This is a genomic window from Streptomyces luteolus, from assembly GCF_029968015.1.
In the GTDB taxonomy this organism is placed as follows: domain Bacteria; phylum Actinomycetota; class Actinomycetes; order Streptomycetales; family Streptomycetaceae; genus Streptomyces; species Streptomyces luteolus.
In genome coordinates this window covers 1-15,445 of sequence record NZ_JASCIS010000066.1, presented here as the reverse complement: position 1 = coordinate 15,445, position 15,445 = coordinate 1, and the positions used below count along the sequence as shown (strand labels likewise).

The window sequence follows — 15,445 nt, the reverse complement described above, 5'->3', positions numbered from 1 at the left end:
CGTACTACAGCGCCCCCCTCGCTGAGTCCAAGTCCCGCATGAAGTCCCGGCCGTAGCTCTGCGCGTCGTCGCTTTCCCAGTACGGGCCGCCGTTGTAGCGGGCCGCCAGTTCCTGGTACTGGGCGTCCGACATGCGGTCCGCGGGCACGTCCGCGAACTCGCTCTCCGCCTTCAGCCGGGCCAGGTACTCGGAGGCGATGAACACGTTCTGGGTCGGGTCCTTGACCGCCGACTCGACCTCGTCGCGCTGGGCGTCGGTGAGGGCCGCCGGGTCGTAGCCGAGCACCTCCGCCGCGCGCCGGATCTGGATCTGCATCGGGCCCATCGACGTACGGTCCGGGTCGCCGCCGATGCCCAACTGCCGCGCGGTGTCGGTGACATCGTCGATCACGGCCGGGTCGCCGTCGACCTCGCGCCAGGCGATGCCCGCGATCACGTCAGGGGGCAGGCCGTTCTCCTTCGCGGCTGCGCGGATGGCGGCGCCGTTGGCGTCGATCCACTCGCGGCGCTTCTCGTCCGACGAACCCGGCAGCCAGTAGCTCGTGCCCTTGCCCTCGGGCAGCCCGTCGCTCAGCTCACGGATGCGGCGCAGGGTGGGCGAGACGGTGACGTCCGGGCCGACTCGCGGGAAGACGTCCGTCTTTGAACCAGCGCCGGGGAGGCGGGTGTTGGGGTCGGAGCTCGCCTGCCCGGCCTCCTTGCGCAGGTCGCCGACGCGGTCCAGGAGGGCCGCCGCGTCCTTGAAGCCGCTGCGGAAGTCGGGGATCAGGGCGCGGGCCGCGTCCAGGTCCTTCATCGAGTCGCCGCGCACCGCCTCCTCGGCGGCGCGGGCCCGCCCGAACGCCTCGGAGGCCTGGTCGTACCAGCGGTTCGCCTCCTCGCGGATGTCGTCCACGTCGCCGGGCGCGGTGCGGTCCTGGATCCAGTCGACGAGGCCGGAGGAGTCGCGCAGGTCCTCCCAGCGCTTCATGGCCTCGCCGTCGCCGTCCCCGACGAGCTTGCCGAGCCGCTCCGCGCAATCGGTGCCCGTGCTCAGGTGCTTCTGGGCCTCCTCTACGGCGTCGGCGTACCGCAGGAGTGCCTTCCAGGCGGCCTCGAAGCCGTCCTTGAGTCCGACGGTCAGGGTGCGTACGTCGCCGAGGCGGGCGTCGTACCGCTCGCGCGAGGCGCTGACCCAGTGGGTGTCTTTGGCCTTCGCGACGGACGGGCCGACCGAGTCGAGCAGGTCGCGCATCCGCTTGTACTCGGCCGCGTTCCGCTCGATCAGGGCGGGGTTGCAGTCCTCCAGGTACGCCACGTCCGCGTAGTACGTCACGGTCACTTGGCCAACTCCGCGCTGTCGAGGAAGGACTTGAAGCCGTCGCGGGTCGCGCGGTCCACCCGGGTGTAGCCGCCGCCGGTGGTCTTCAGGGCGGTGGACAGGGCGGTGAGGAGGGTGACCAGGTCCTGGTGCTGGTCGGCCGCGTGCCGGGCGAACTCCTCGGTTTTCGCGCCGAGTTCGGCGTGCGCGGTGGGGGTGCGGGCGAGGGTGCCGAGGTCGGCGTCGAGCCTGCCCTCGTGCAGCAACCCGGCTATCTCGGTGAGGAGATGGGCGCTGCCGTCTATGGAGTGCGGGTCGGCGGCGAAGCCGCTTCCGTCCGTCATGGGGCTCCTCGGGTGGGGGGACGGGTCCGGGTGCGCAGCATCGTAGGCGCCCTTGATCGCGGGCGGGCGTCCGCGTCGGTTCCGGCGGGCGTCCGCCTCAGTCCCGGGTGGGCGTCCGCGTCGGTTCCGGCGGGCATTCGCGTCGGTCCCGGGCGGGCGTCCGTATGCCGAAACGACAGCTGTCGTCCGTATGCCGAAACGACAGGTGTAGAGGGAAGCTACCTGCTTAGGGTGCGGGAACACTCGCCTCGAAGGAGTTGCCGTGACCGTGACCGAAGCAGCCCTCACCACCGCGCCCCCGCCCCCGCTGGCCGCGCGCGCCACCGCCGTGGGAGGTTCGCCGGTACGGGACATCCTGGCGGTCACCGCACGCCCCGAGGTGATCAACTTCGCGGGCGGGCTGCCCGCACCCGGCCTCTTCGACCGCGAGGGCATCGCCGCCGCCTACCGCGCGGTGCTGGACGAGCTGCCCGAGCGCGCCCTCCAGTACTCCACCACCGAGGGCGAGCCCGCCCTGCGTACCGCCCTGGCCGCCCGTACGACCGCGCGCGGACTGGCCACCGAAGCGGACGAGCTGATCGTCACCACGGGATCGCAGCAGGCCCTGTCCCTGCTCGCGACCGCGCTGATCGAGCCCGGCGACACCGTCCTCGTCGAGAACCCCTGCTACCTGGCGGCGCTTCAGGTCTTCGCCTTCGCGGGCGCACGCGTCGTGCCCGTGCCGTGCGACGCCTCCGGGATCGATCCGTCGGCGTTGGACGCGCTCGTCGCCCGTGAACGGCCCAAGCTGCTCTACACGGTGCCCACGTTCCAGAACCCCACCGGCCGCACCCTGCCCGCCGACCGCCGCGCCGCCGTCGCCGAGGTGGCGGCCCGCCGCGGCCTGTGGCTGATCGAGGACGACCCGTACGGGGAGCTGCGCTTCGACGGCGAGCGGGTGCCGTGGATCGCCTCGTACCCGGGGGCCGAGGACCGGACCGTCCTGCTCGGCAGCTTCTCCAAGGTGATGGCGCCCGGCATGCGCCTCGGCTGGCTGCGCGCGCCCGCGGCCCTCCGCCGCGCCTGCGCCGTCGCCAAGCAGGCCGCCGACCTGCACACCCCGACCGTCAACCAGCTTGCCGCGGCACGGTACGTGGCGGACCGCGACCTGGACGCGCACGTCGCGCGGGTCGCCGCGGTCTACGGCGAGCGCCGCGACGCGATGCTCGCGGGCCTCGCCGACGCCCTGCCCGCCGGTTCCACGTGGAACCGCCCCGAGGGCGGCATGTTCCTCTGGGCCCGCCTGCCCGACGGATACGACGCCACGGCCCTGCTGCCCGAGGTCGTACGGCACGACGTGGCCTACGTCCCCGGCGCCCCGTTCCACGCGACCGCCCCGGACCCGTCGACCCTGCGCCTGTGCTTCGTGACGCAGACCCCCGACGAGATCGCCGAGGGTCTGCGGAGGCTGCGGCGCGGGTTCAACTCATAGCGCCTGCAAGGGCGTTCAGAGGCGGGCCGGGGTGCGGATGCCGAGGAGCGCCATGCCCTGGTGGAGGGTGCGGGCGGTGAGGTCGCAGAGGAACAGGCGGTTCTCCACCTGCTGCGGCGTCTGAGCCTTCAGGACCGGGCACTGGTCGTAGAACGACGTGTACAGCGACGCCAGCTGGTACAGGTACGCCGCCAGCTTGTGCGGCGCGTACTCCGCCGTCGCCTCCGCGAGCAGCTCGCCGAACGAGTCCAGGTGCAGGCCCAACGCCCGCTCCGCCGGGGCGAGTTCGAGCTCCGGGTGGGCGATCGGGCTAGCGCCCTCCGCCTTGCGCAGGATGGACTGGATACGAGCGTACGCGTACTGCAGGTACACGCTCGTGTTCCCGTTCAGGGACACCATCTGGTCCAGGTCGAACTTGTAGTCCCGGTTCGGCGACGTGGACAGGTCCGCGTACTTCACCGCGCCGATGCCGACCTGCGCGGCCCGCTCCTGGATCTCGTCCTCGGTCAGGTCCCGCGCCTTCTCCCGCACCACCTCGGCGGCCCGCTGCACGGCCTCGTCGAGCAGGTCCTGAAGGCGTACGGTCTCGCCCTCACGGGTCTTGAACGGCTTGCCGTCGGCGCCGAGGACCGTGCCGTACCCCATGTTGTGCGCGGTGACCTCGTCGCTCAGCCAGCCGGCGCGGCGGGCCGTCTCGAAGACCATCTTGAAGTGCAGCGACTGGCGCACGTCCACGACGTACAGGAGCGACGTCGCGTTCAGGTCCTGGACCCGGTTGCGGATCGCCGTCAGGTCGGAGGCCGCGTAGCCGAAGCCGCCGTCGGCCTTCTGCACGATCAGCGGGACCGGCTGGTCGTCCTTGCCCTTGATGTCGTCGAAGAACACCACGAGCGCGCCCTCGGAGCGCACGGCGACACCGGACTCCTCAAGCAGGCGGGCCGTCTCGGGCATGCCGTCGTTGTACGCGGACTCGCCGACGATCTCGTCGTCCCGGATCTCCATGTCCAGCTTCTCGAAGACCGAGTAGAAGTAGACCTTCGACTCGTCCACGAACCGCTGCCACAGGTCGAGCGTCTCCTGGTCGCCGGACTGCAGCGCCACGACCCGCTTGCGGGCGCGCTCCTTGAACTCCTCGTCCGCGTCGAACACGGCACGCGCGGCCTTGTAGACCCGGTTCAGGCTCGACATGGCCTGCTCGCCGTCGACCTCGTCGGCCGGGGCCAGCTCGCCCGGGTGCTCGATCAGGTACTGGATCAGCATGCCGAACTGCGTGCCCCAGTCGCCGATGTGGTGCCGGCCGATCGTCCGCTCGCCGGTGAAGTCGAGCATGCCGCGCAGCGCGTCCCCGATGACCGCCGAGCGCAGGTGCCCGACGTGCATCTCCTTCGCCACGTTCGGCTGGGCGTAGTCGATCACCGTGACGCCCGGCTTCTCCTTCAGCGGTACGCCGAGCCGGTCGCCGTCGGCGGCGCGGGCGGCGAGCGTCTCGATGATGGCGCGGTCGGTGACGGTGATGTTCAGGAAGCCGGGGCCGGAGACCTCGATCTCCTTCAGCAGGTCACCGCTGGTGATCCGCTCCACGACCTGGGCGGCCAGCTCCCGCGGGTTCGCCTTGGTCTTCTTGGCGAGCGCGAGAATCCCGTTGGCTTGGAAGTCGGCCCGGTCGCTACGTCGCAGCAGGGGGTCGCCGACGGTCTCCGGCAGAGCGGCCGTGAGGGCGTCGGTGAGGCGCTGATGGACGTTGGCGGTGATGGACGTGACCGGGGCCATGGGTGCCGTTCCTGTCGTGTGGGCTGGGCGTCGTCCGATTCTCCCACGTACGAGGTCCAGCCCTCCGCCCGATTTCCGGCTGGAGAGATGCCGCACGGAGTGCGCATCTCAGTGGCGCGGGGAACTGCGCGGGCAACCACGACGGACCGCAGTCGCGCACGCACCCCGACCACCCCTCCGATAAGGCGTTTTCGCCCAGCCACGTTCGGCTGGGACAATGGGGTCGCGGGGCACACCCCGCACCCACCCCGATCGCGGAGAGAAGGACGAACCCACCGTGGCCCAGAGCACCGGAGCGGAGCCCCAGGAGAACACTGACTGGGTCTCCCGATTCGCGGACGACGTCATCGCCGAGTCGGAGCGTCGCGCCCCGGGCAAACCGGTCGTCGTCGCGTCCGGCCTCTCCCCCTCCGGCCCGATCCACCTCGGCAACCTGCGCGAGGTCATGACCCCGCACCTGGTCGCCGACGAGATCCGCCGCCGCGGGCACGAGGTGCGGCACGTCCTGTCCTGGGACGACTACGACCGGTACCGCAAGGTCCCGGCCGGCGTCGCGGGCGTCGACGAGTCCTGGGCCGAGCACATCGGCAAGCCCCTGACCTCCGTCCCCGCGCCCGCCGGTTCCGCGCACCCGAACTGGGCGGAGCACTTCAAGGCCGCCATGGCCGAGGCCCTGGACCAGCTCGGCGTCGAGTACGACGGCATCAGCCAGACCGAGCAGTACACCTCCGGCGTCTACCGCGACCAGGTGCTGTTCGCGATGCGGCACCGCGGCGACATCGACGCCGTGCTCGCCCAGTACCGCACCAAGCCCAAGGCCGTGAAGAAGTCCCAGAAGCCTCTCGACGAGGCCGAGTTGGAGGCCGCCGAGGGCTCCGGCGCGGCCGCCGAGGACGACGGCTCGGGCTCCGGCGCGGAGTACTTCCCGTACAAGCCGTACTGCGGCACCTGCGAGAAGGACCTGACGACGGTCATCTCGTACGACGACGACACCACCAAGCTGTCGTACGTCTGCCAGTGCGGCCACACCGAGACGGTCCGGCTCTCCGAGTACGACCGCGGCAAGCTGGTGTGGAAGGTCGACTGGCCGATGCGCTGGGCCTACGAGGGCGTGATCTTCGAGCCGTCCGGTGTGGACCACTCGTCGCCGGGCTCGTCGTTCCAGGTCGGCGGGCAGATCGTCGGGATCTTCGGCGGCAAGCAGCCGATCGGCCCGATGTACGCCTTCGTCGGCATCTCCGGCATGGCCAAGATGTCGTCCTCGAAGGGCGGCGTGCCGACTCCCGCCGACGCGCTGCAGATCATGGAGCCGCAGCTGCTCCGCTGGCTGTACGCGCGCCGCAAGCCCAACCAGTCGTTCAAGATCGCCTTCGACCAGGAGATCCAGCGGCTCTACGACGAGTGGGACAAGCTGGAGGCCAAGGTCGGCGACAGCACGGTGCTGCCCGCGGACCAGTCCGCCTGGTCCCGCGCGGTGCGCACCGCCGGGCGCGAGCTGCCGCGCACCCCGCGCCCGCTGCCGTACCGCACGCTCGCCTCGGTCGCCGACATCACCGCAGGCCACGAGGACCAGGCGCTGCGCATCCTCTCCGACCTGGACCCGGCCAACCCGCTGGCCTCCCTCGACGAGGCCCGCCCGCGCCTGGACCGCGCGGAGGCCTGGATCAACACCCAGGTCCCGGCCGACCAGCGCACCGTCGTGCGGGACGAGCCGGACACCGGGCTGCTCGGCTCCCTCGACGACCAGGCGCGTGACTCGCTGCGCCTGCTCCTGGAGGGGCTGGACGAGCACTGGTCCCTGGACGGCCTGACGCACCTCGTCTACGGCGTACCGAAGGTCCAGGCCGGCTTCTCGGCGGACGCGACCCCCAAGGAACTGCCGCCGGAGATCAAGGTCGCGCAGCGCACGTTCTTCGCGCTGCTCTACCAGCTCCTCGTCTCCCGCGACACCGGCCCGCGCCTGCCCACGCTGCTGCTCGCGGTCGGCGCGGACCGGGTGCGGAAGCTGCTCGGCGCGTAGGTTCCGCGTTACGAAGAGGGCCCCTCCCGGCTGTTTCCGTGGGAGGGGCCCTCTTCGTAGGTGCGTGGGCTTCGTAGGTGCGCGGGCGCGGGGCCGGTGCGTGGGCGCGTGGGCGCGTGGGCGCGTGGCGGCGGTTACGCGATGTGCTCCGCGTCCAGCTCCTCCTGGTAGCGGCCGCGGAACTCCCGTACGTACGGGCGCAGCGTCGACTCGCTCAGCGGGCCGCCGGACTGGCCGGTGACGCCGTAGAGGTCGAGCAGATAGTTGCCGAGCTGGCGGGCGTTGGGCATGTCCCCGTACTCGCTGACGTACTTCCGGAAGGCCCCGAAGTACGCCTCCTCACGGCTGATGTCCTCCGGCAGGTCGTACGGGGAGGGCTCCAGCTGGTCGAACCGGGGTTCGTCCTCGGGTTCCGCTTCGGCTTCCGCTTCGGCTTCCGTTTCTGGTTCCGGTTCCGGTTGTTCCGGTACGGCTTCGGTGCGCGGGCCGGGGATCGTCAGCGGCCGGGTGCGGCCGGGGCCCGCCGGGACGGGGAAGTCCGGGTTGTACTCGGGGTCGTGCCCGGGGGTGTACTCCGGGTCGTACTCCGGGTTGTAGCCGCCCTCGTACGGGACCTGTTCCGGGGGCGGGGCCTGGAACCAGGGGCTGGGTTCGGGGGTGCCGCCGGCGTGGGGTTGGGCTCGGGGTTCGGTGTGGGGCTCGGTGTCGGCCGGGGTGGGCTCCGCGAGGGGTTCCGCTTCGATGGACTTCCGCTGTGCGGCAGCGAGTTGGCGCTGTTCCGGGACCGCCTGCGCGGGCGCGGGCGGAAGCAGCGTGGGCTCGATCCCGGCGGCAGCGAGGCCCGCGGGCGCGGTGTCGGCGAGCGGTACGCCGTACTTCGCGAGGCGCAGCGGCATCAGCGACTCGACGGGGGCCTTGCGGCGCCAGTTGCGGCCGTAGCGGGAGCGCAGCCGGGCCTGGTAGACGAGGCGTTCCTGTTCGAGCTTGATGACCTGCTCGTAGGAGCGCAGTTCCCACAGTTTCATGCGGCGCCAGAGCAGGAAGGTGGGGCCGGGGGAGAGCAGCCAGCGGGTGAGGCGGACGCCCTCCATGTGCTTGTCGGCGGTGATGTCCGCGATCCGGCCGATCGCGTGCCGCGCGGCTTCGACGGCGACGACGAAGAGGATCGGGATGACGGCGTGCATGCCGACACCGAGCGGATCGGGCCAGGCGGCCGCGCCGTTGAACGCGATGGTCGCCGCGGTCAGCAGCCATGCCGTCTGCCGGAGCAGCGGGAACGGGATCCGGATCCAGGTCAGAAGCAGATCGAGCGCGAGCAGCACACAGATGCCCGCGTCGATGCCGATGGGGAAGACGTACGAGAAGTCGCCGAAGCCCTTCTTCAACGCCAGTTCACGCACGGCCGCGTAGGACCCCGCGAAGCCGATGGCGGCGATGACCACCGCCCCGGCGATCACGACACCGATGAGTATCCGGTGTGTGCGTGTCAGCTGCATCGCGGCCACCCGCGAACCCCTCCCTGTTCGGCTTGTTGCGTCGCACAGCCTGGCACACGCGTACGCGGGGTCGCGTGCGGGTACGGGGAGAGGCCGGTCGGGCGGGGGTGCAGCCGGGGAGCCCGGACGCGTCGGTCGTCGGGCTCCCCCTCGGTCTGCGTCAGTGCTTGCTGGGCTTCTTCGTGGACGTGCCCGAGTCGCTGTCGCCGTCGCTGTCGCCGTCGCCGTCGCTGTCGCTGTCGGAGCCGGAGCCGGAGCCGGAGCCGCTGTCGGAGCCCTTGTCGGCCGAACCGCCGGTGGACGCGGCGGCGTTGTCCGTCTTGTCCGACCCATCCGTCTTGTCCGACGAGGAGTCGCCGGTCTTCGAACCGCTCTTGTCCGAGGGCTCGTTGGCGGACTTGACCGAGGCGACGGCCTCCTCGGCCGCTTCCTGCGCGTCCTTCGCCATCTTCTTGGAGTCGGGGTCCCCGGCGCCGGCCAGGCCCGCACCGTTGTAGTCGATGACCACGACGGCGTTCTCGACTCGGGCGACCACGCGGTGGTTCTTGAAGTCGCCCTCCTTCTTCTTCTGGTCGGAGGTGACCAGGGTCGCCTCGTCGCCGACACCCTCGAGCACCTTCGTCTCGACGTTCTTGGCGTCGTCGAGGGCCTTGGCCTCCTCGACCTTCTTGGTGAGCTGCGCCTGCGCGAGCTTGTCACCGCTGCCGAGGGTGGCGTTGGAGTCGTAGCGCACGAGGCCGAGGTTCAGCCAGCGGAACTGCGAGCCCTTGGTGCCCTTGCTGTCGAGGCCCGTCCAGGAGCAGGAGGCGCGCACCGAGGTGTCCTCGGAGTTGGCCGACTTGCCCGACTTCTCGTCGACCTCGGGCACGAGGTCCTCGATCGTGTCGCCCTTCAGCGTCTTGCAGGCCTCGGGCAGCTTGCTGAACGCGGCCTTCTCGACGGCCGCGGGCTTCTCCTTGCCGCTCGCCGCCGAGGAGGAGTTCCCGCCCGAGTCGCTACCTCCGCCGTCGCCCTTGCCCGCGTCCGAATCGGAGGAGCAGGCAGCTGCCGTGAGGATCACGGGCGCGGCTGCGCAGGCGGCGAGTATGCGGGTGAATCGCGGTCCTTTTCGGTGCATGGTTCCTTCGCTCATCAGTCGTGCAGTCGGTGCCGGTACGTACAGCGGCTCCGGTTCCGTGCGGATTCCGCTCAGCCACGGTACGCGGAACGTGCGTGGGTCGTGAGGAATACGTGACGGCGACAGGGTGCGGCGGGGTGCTGCCGGGGTGGGTCGCGGGAGGGTCAGTCGGCGAACTGCTCAGCGAGTCTGCCCGCCAGTTCCCGGGCCTTGTCCTGCAGTTCCTTGCTGTCGGGCAACTCCGAGCCGCGCGCGGGCTGCTCCTCGTACCGGACGGTCACGACCACGTTGGACGTGCGGAACACCACAGTCACGGTGCGGTGCTGAACCGTCGAACCGGCCGACGCGAGGCGGTCGTCGAGGAACGCCTCGTCGCCCAGGTCGCTGAGGACGCGGGGCAACAGCGCGTCCGGAACGACCGCTTCGCCCTCTCCGTCACTCTCGGACGCCCCGTCACCGGAGTCCTTGTCCGAGCTCTTGTCGTTCTTGTCGTTCTTCTCGTTCGTCTCGTTCTTCTCGGGGGTCTTGCCCGGGGTCTTGCCCGGACTCTTGGCGTCGTCCACGGGGCTGCCGCTGGAGTCGCCGGACGCGTCGGGGGAGTCGGAGGCCTCGGTCGAGGGGGAGCCCGATTCCTCGTCGCTTCCGTCCGGGGACGGCTCGGGCAGGTCGGCGGCCTTCTCCTTCTGCCCGTACACCTCGCCGGCCCGCGCGTCGTCGCTGACCGCGCCGTCGTACGACACCACGCGCTCGAAGTCGACGCCCAGGTGATGTGTGGAGTCCGGGGACTCGACCTTCCACGAGCAGCCCACACGCCGGTCCGTGTCGTACGTGACCGCCGCCGAACCCTCGTACTCCTTGGCCCGCTGCTCCTGGTCGAGTTGCCTGAGGCCGGGCAGCATGCGGTCGAGCGTGCCGTGGTCGACCGCGCGGCAGGCGTCCGGCAGCGTGCGGTACCGGCCGGGCTCGGCGGTCTGCGTCGCGGAGACCTCGCCGGGCTTGGCGTCGTCGGACGGGCCGTCTGTCCCGGTCCCGCCCGAGCATGCGGTGAGCAGCACCGCGAGGAGCGCGGCTGCGCCCGGGACGTACCCCTTACGCTGCACGGTCGCGGCTCCCTTCAGGTCGATTCGGGTCTGGTCGGACCGAAAAACGGTTGCCGCCATGAGGCGGCCGGTGAACACAATGTGTATCGCAAGCGCAGCCGCGGACGCCGGTCGGGCGTCCCATTTGAAGGCTTTGGGTCGGGTTTTTGCGCGCGCAGACTTTTCGGTCCCGGCGGACAGTCGGACGAGTGGATCTCTCCATGACTCCGTACTGCCGACGGGCATTTCGGGGGATTGAGGTAGCTATGTCTTATGTAGAGGTTCCGGGCGCGAAGGTACCGATCCGGATGTGGACGGACCCGGCATCCGTCGAGGACGTCGCGCTCCAGCAGCTGCAGAACGTCGCGACGCTTCCGTGGATCAGGGGCCTCGCCGTCATGCCCGACGTCCACTACGGCAAGGGCGCCACTGTCGGTTCCGTGATCGCCATGCACGGTGCCGTCTGCCCGGCGGCGGTCGGCGTGGACATCGGCTGCGGTATGTCCGCGGTCAGGACGTCCCTGACGGCCAATGATCTGCCCGGCGATCTGTCGCGGCTCCGCTCGAAGATCGAGCAGGCCATTCCCGTCGGCCGCGGTATGCACGACAGCGCGGTCGACCCGGGCCGGCTGCACGGCTTCCCCACCTCCGGCTGGGGCGACTTCTGGACGCGGTTCGACGGCATCGCCGACGCGGTCAAGTTCCGCCAGGAGCGCGCCACCAAGCAGATGGGCACGCTCGGCGGCGGCAACCACTTCATCGAGTTCTGCCTCGACGAGTCCGGCTCGGTCTGGCTGATGCTGCACTCCGGCTCGCGGAACATCGGCAAGGAACTCGCCGAGTACCACATCGGCGTGGCCCAGAAGCTGTCGCACAACCAGGGCCTGGTCGACCGCGACCTCGCGGTCTTCGTCTCGGACACACCGCAGATGGCGGCGTACCGTAACGACCTCTTCTGGGCGCAGGAGTACGCCAAGTACAACCGGGCGATCATGATGGGCCTCTTCCAGGACGTCGTCCGCAAGGAGTTCAAGAAGGCCAAGCCGACCTTCGAGCCTGTCATCTCCTGCCACCACAACTACGTGGCGGAGGAGCGGTACGAGGGGATGGACCTGCTCGTCACCCGCAAGGGCGCCATCCGTGCGGGCAGCGGCGACTACGGGATCATCCCCGGTTCGATGGGCACCGGTTCGTACATCGTGAAGGGCCTCGGAAACGAGAAGTCCTTCAACTCGGCCTCGCACGGCGCCGGTCGCCGCATGAGCCGCAACGCTGCCAAGCGGCGCTTCTCCGCCAAGGACCTGGAGGAGCAGACGCGAGGCGTGGAGTGCCGCAAGGACTCCGGCGTCGTGGACGAGATCCCGGGCGCCTACAAGCCGATCGAGCAGGTCATCGACCAGCAGCGGGACCTGGTCCAGGTCGTGGCCAAGCTCAAGCAGGTGGTGTGCGTGAAGGGTTGAGCCGCCCTTCACGCCCCATCCCCTTCACGCCCCGCCGCCCCCTGTGCCGGGGTGGGTGGTCACTTCGTGTGGGTGACGGCGTAGATCGTCACGAACACCACCAGGCTTCCGTGTCGGGGCTTCCGGGCTCGGGGCTTCCGGCGCGGGGTTCCGGCCGGCGGTCACTCGCTCTCCCTGTGGACCTTGGTGTTGGAGGCCTGCGCGCGGGGGCGGACGACGAGCAGGTCGATGTTGACGTGCGGGGGACGGGTCACCGCCCACGTGACCGTGTCGGCGACGTCGTCCGCCGTCAGGGGTTCGGCCACGCCCTCGTACACCTTCGCCGCCTTCTCCGTGTCCCCGCGGAAGCGGGTCGTGGCGAACTCCTCGGTCTTGACCATGCCGGGCGCGATCTCGATGACGCGCACCGGCCGGCCGACCATCTCGAGGCGCAGCGTCTCCGCGAGCACCCGCGCGCCGTTCTTCGCGGCCACGTACCCTCCTCCGCCCTCGTACGTCGCGTGGCCGGCGGTGGAGGAGAGGACGACGACCGTGCCGTCCCCACTCGCCTCCAGCGCGGGCAGCAGGGCCTGCGTCAGATTGAGCACGCCGATCACGTTGACCTCGTACATCTGACGCCAGTCGGCCGGGTCGCCCGTCGCCACCGGGTCCGCGCCGAGCGCACCGCCCGCGTTGTTCACCAGCACCGCGATCTCCCGGAAGGCCGTCGCGAATTCGTCCACGGCCGCGCGGTCCGTGACGTCCAGCGCGTACGCCATGGCCTGGTGGCCCGCCTCGTTGATCTCGGCGGCCACAGCCTCTATCCGGTCCTTGCGGCGGGCGGTGACCACTACGCGGTAACCGGCGGCGGCCAGCCGGCGCGCGGTGGCGGCGCCGATTCCGCTGCTGGCTCCGGTGAGGACGGCGATCGGGGCGGAGGCCATGGGCGGTGCTCCTCGTGCATACGTACGACAGGGACGGGTCTGGTCAGGATAGGCGGGCCGTGGCGGCGCCGGTCCGGGAGTCCGGGGAGCCCTCTACGCTCCCGTCCACTCCCGTAGAGCGGCCCGTATCTGCTCCGGGCGGGCCTGCTCGGCGGCCCAGGCGATATAGCCGTCGGGGCGCACCAGGAGCGAGCTGCGACGCGGACGGGCCCAGTGGGTGAGGGTGGCCCGCAGCTCGCGGCCCTCCTCGTCCTTCGCCTCGATCTCCGTGGCCACCGGTGTGATGAGGACGAACTCGCCCGCGCGCAGGGCCTCGTACAGGCGCGTGCCCGCCGGGCCCTCGGCCAGCTCCACGTCCGGGGCGCGGTGGCCGACGAGCGGGTGGGCTCCACGCGGTGCGGCGTAGGCGTACCCGATGCCGGTGATCTGACCGAGCGCCTTCTCGCGCGCCGCCCTCACCCGTCTCAGCGCGGTGGTCAGCAGCGAACGCAGCGCGTACTGCCGGCGGTTGTGCGCCATGGCGAGTCGGATGATGGCGCCGCTGCTGCGCAGGACCGCCCGGCCCACGGGGTGCCGTTCGCCCTGGTAGGAGTCGAGCAGAGCCTCGGGGGCGTGGCCGCGCAGGACGGCGGCGAGCTTCCATGACAGGTTGGCCGCGTCCTGCAGTCCGGTGTTCATGCCCTGCCCGCCTGCCGGGCTGTGGGTGTGCGCGGCGTCCCCGGCGAGGAAGATCCTGCCCGTGCGGTACGACGGGACCTGGCGTTCGTCGCTGTGGAAGCGGGAGATCCAACGGGCGTCGTGCATCCCGAGATCGGTGCCGAGGGCTCGCCGCGTGATGTCCTTCAGCTCGTCGAGCGACGTGGGTGCGGAGTCGGGGATGTCGGCCCGCTCGCGATTCCAGCCACCCACCCGCCAATACCCGTCGCCGAAGGGGATGACGAAGGCGAACGCGTCCTTCGAGCCGCGCACGGCGGCCGTCAGATCGGGGCTCTCGGACAGCTGGACATCGGCCAGGACGATCGAGCTGATGACGGGCCGGCCGGGGAAGGACTGGCCGGCCGCCTCACGAACGACGCTGCGCACGCCGTCGGTTCCGACTGCGTAGGCCGCGCGGAACGACCCGGCCGTGCCGTCCTCGAACCTCACTCCGACGTCGACCCCCGTGGCGTCCTGGCTCAGCCCCGTCACCTGTGTGCCGTGCCTGAAGGCGACGCCGTGTTCCGTGGCGCGGCGGCGGAGCAGCTTCTCCACTTCGTACTGCGGGGTGGAGAGCAGGAAGGGGAAGCGGGACCGCAGGCCGGTGAGGTCGAGCGTGAAGCCGTCGAACAGCCGGATCTTCTCGATCCGCTGTCCCCGCTCGACCAGTTCGTCCGCGAGGCCTCTGGCGTCCAGCTGCTCCAAGGTGCGGGCGTGCACGGCGAAGGCGCGGGTGAGGTTGCTGATATCGGCCGGGCGCTTTTCGAGGACGGTGACGGGGATGCCGGCGGCGGCCAGGTCCCCGGCGAGCAGCAGGCCGGTCGGGCCCGCGCCGACCACGATCACCGAGGCCTCGGCGCCGGGGTCCGGGTGCGGGCTCGCGTGGGTGCTCGTGTCGGTGTGTGCGCCGGTGCTCGTGCTGCCGTTCATCGCGGCCTCCTCGATAACCATGCCGGTCTGCCTGATCTGCCTGATCTGCCTACGCCGTCCACGGCGGCCGCACGATGGGTCAACGGCCGTTGGTCAACGCTTGTTGGCGAATCTAGATCCGCGTCCGATGAATGTCAACACTTGTGTGCCAACGATTGTTGGCATACGCTTGGCGGCATGTCCGAAACCGCGCAGTCCTCCCGATCGAGCGGGCGTGCAGGGGCGAAGGCGAGCGAGCCTTCGGACAAACCCGCGCGCCGCTCCGACGCCACCCGTGCCGCGATCCTCGCCGCCGCCCGCGAACGCTTCGCGGCCGATGGATACGAGCGCGCGACGATCCGTGCCATAGCGCGGGACGCCGGCATCGACCCGTCGATGGTGATGCGCTACTACGGCAACAAGGAGGGGCTCTTCGCCGCGGCGGCCGAGATCGACCTCCACATGCCGGACGTCATCTGGTCGGAGAAGCGACAAGCGCCGATGACCGTGGATTACGTGCACCCGCCGAGACCGATCGGCATCGGCCTCGTCGAACACTTCCTGGACCTGTGGGAGAAGAGCGAGATCCTGACGGCGCTGCTCCGGGTCGGCGTGACCAACACCTCGGGTGCCGAGCGCATGCAGGAGATCTTCAAGGACCAGCTGATCCCGGTCGCCGCGCAGCACGCACCGGATCAGGAGTCGGTGCCGCGTCGTGCCGCGCTGGTCGCGTCGCAGATCCTCGGCATGGCCCTCGCGCGGTACGTGCTGCGCTTCCCGGCCGCAGTCGAGATGAGCAGAGAGGAAGTGATCGAGTGGCTGGGGCCTACGGTGCACCGGTATCTGACGGCTCCGGAGGC

Annotated in this window: 12 protein-coding genes; 4 read left to right on the top strand and 8 right to left on the bottom strand. The window is 70.6% G+C overall.

Features of this window, described 5'->3' with window-relative positions; translation table 11 throughout:
- Nucleotides 1-4: 4 nt before the first annotated feature.
- Together QIT00_RS36095 and QIT00_RS36090 are read right to left on the bottom strand one after the other, a co-directional pair.
- On the bottom strand, nucleotides 5-1,321 hold the full coding sequence (locus QIT00_RS36095; RefSeq protein ID WP_349017239.1) for a transglycosylase SLT domain-containing protein: 1,317 nt from the start codon (nucleotides 1,319-1,321) through the stop codon (nucleotides 5-7).
- Nucleotides 1,318-1,644: a hypothetical protein gene (locus tag QIT00_RS36090; protein ID WP_282539733.1), complete on the bottom strand. Its 327-nt coding sequence runs from the start codon at nucleotides 1,642-1,644 to the stop codon at nucleotides 1,318-1,320. The genes QIT00_RS36095 and QIT00_RS36090 overlap by 4 nt, the downstream gene beginning before the upstream one ends.
- A 262-nt stretch (nucleotides 1,645-1,906) precedes the next feature.
- Here QIT00_RS36090 and QIT00_RS36085 point away from each other — a divergent pair, with 262 nt between their 5' ends.
- Nucleotides 1,907-3,115, top strand: a complete 1,209-nt coding sequence (locus tag QIT00_RS36085; RefSeq protein WP_282539732.1) for an aminotransferase-like domain-containing protein — start codon at nucleotides 1,907-1,909, stop codon at nucleotides 3,113-3,115.
- A gap of 15 nt (nucleotides 3,116-3,130) precedes the next feature.
- Here QIT00_RS36085 and argS read toward each other — a convergent pair whose 3' ends face one another.
- Nucleotides 3,131-4,885 (bottom strand): arginine--tRNA ligase, encoded by a 1,755-nt coding sequence (gene argS / locus QIT00_RS36080; RefSeq protein WP_282539731.1) that lies wholly within the window; start codon nucleotides 4,883-4,885, stop codon nucleotides 3,131-3,133.
- A gap of 217 nt (nucleotides 4,886-5,102) precedes the next feature.
- Here argS and lysS point away from each other — a divergent pair, with 217 nt between their 5' ends.
- Nucleotides 5,103-6,905: a lysine--tRNA ligase gene (lysS, locus tag QIT00_RS36075; RefSeq protein WP_282539730.1), complete on the top strand. Its 1,803-nt coding sequence runs from the start codon at nucleotides 5,103-5,105 to the stop codon at nucleotides 6,903-6,905.
- A 134-nt stretch (nucleotides 6,906-7,039) separates the two neighbouring features.
- Here lysS and QIT00_RS36070 read toward each other — a convergent pair whose 3' ends face one another.
- The 3 genes from QIT00_RS36070 to QIT00_RS36060 all read right to left on the bottom strand — a co-directional run bounded on the left by QIT00_RS36070 (nucleotide 7,040) and on the right by QIT00_RS36060 (nucleotide 10,618).
- Nucleotides 7,040-8,401, bottom strand: coding sequence for a DUF2637 domain-containing protein (locus tag QIT00_RS36070; RefSeq protein WP_282539729.1), 1,362 nt, complete (start codon nucleotides 8,399-8,401; stop codon nucleotides 7,040-7,042).
- 160 nt (nucleotides 8,402-8,561) lie between these two features.
- On the bottom strand, nucleotides 8,562-9,518 hold the full coding sequence (locus tag QIT00_RS36065; protein WP_282539728.1) for a DUF3558 domain-containing protein: 957 nt from the start codon (nucleotides 9,516-9,518) through the stop codon (nucleotides 8,562-8,564).
- Nucleotides 9,519-9,682: 164 nt separating this feature from the next.
- The gene (locus QIT00_RS36060) at nucleotides 9,683-10,618 is read right to left on the bottom strand and encodes a prolipoprotein diacylglyceryl transferase (protein ID WP_282539727.1); all 936 of its coding nucleotides are present in this window, start codon (nucleotides 10,616-10,618) and stop codon (nucleotides 9,683-9,685) included.
- 245 nt (nucleotides 10,619-10,863) lie between these two features.
- On the opposite strand from QIT00_RS36060, the gene QIT00_RS36055 reads away from it, so the two are divergent.
- On the top strand, nucleotides 10,864-12,057 hold the full coding sequence (locus tag QIT00_RS36055) for an RtcB family protein (protein ID WP_282539726.1): 1,194 nt from the start codon (nucleotides 10,864-10,866) through the stop codon (nucleotides 12,055-12,057).
- Between the two features lie 161 nt (nucleotides 12,058-12,218).
- Here the strand turns inward: QIT00_RS36055 and QIT00_RS36050 are convergent, their stop codons facing one another.
- Both QIT00_RS36050 and QIT00_RS36045 read right to left on the bottom strand, forming a co-directional pair.
- Complete coding sequence (locus QIT00_RS36050; RefSeq protein ID WP_282539725.1) at nucleotides 12,219-12,980, bottom strand: SDR family NAD(P)-dependent oxidoreductase; 762 nt, start codon at nucleotides 12,978-12,980, stop codon at nucleotides 12,219-12,221.
- Nucleotides 12,981-13,073: 93 nt separating this feature from the next.
- Nucleotides 13,074-14,606 carry an FAD-dependent monooxygenase gene (locus QIT00_RS36045; RefSeq protein ID WP_282539724.1) on the bottom strand — a complete coding sequence of 511 codons (1,533 nt, stop codon included), beginning with the start codon at nucleotides 14,604-14,606 and terminating at the stop codon, nucleotides 13,074-13,076.
- 177 nt (nucleotides 14,607-14,783) lie between these two features.
- On the opposite strand from QIT00_RS36045, the gene QIT00_RS36040 reads away from it, so the two are divergent.
- A partial coding sequence (locus QIT00_RS36040) for a TetR/AcrR family transcriptional regulator (protein WP_282539723.1) occupies nucleotides 14,784-15,445 on the top strand: 662 nt, incomplete at its 3' end.